The organism is Streptomyces sp. GbtcB7, from assembly GCF_019091445.1.
GTDB lineage: Bacteria > Actinomycetota > Actinomycetes > Streptomycetales > Streptomycetaceae > Streptomyces > Streptomyces mirabilis.
Genome location: NZ_JAGXJM010000646.1, coordinates 1 through 235 on the forward strand (window position 1 = coordinate 1; position 235 = coordinate 235).

Genomic DNA, 235 nt, shown 5'->3' on the forward strand with positions numbered 1-235 from the left:
TACGCGCGTGGACTCGGGGGCGGTCAGGCCGGGAACTTCCCCGTGCTGCTGGGCGTCGGTGTGGTGGCCGGGGTCTGGCCCCAGCGGCGCCGGGGAGGGCGTACGACGGTCACCGTGGAGCCGTTGGAATGGCTGACTGCGGAGCGGGAACGGGAGTTGGCGGAGCGGGTGGAACGGGTGGGCGTAATCTTGGAGGCGAAGGCGGAGGTGGTGGTGGGGAGGGGGACGGCGGGCC

General features: G+C 73.2%; 1 protein-coding gene. It reads left to right on the forward strand.

The features are described 5' to 3' along the window. The coding region (locus tag KVT44_RS59860) for a crosslink repair DNA glycosylase YcaQ family protein (RefSeq protein WP_368857631.1) at positions 1-235 on the forward strand (235 nt) is incomplete at both ends.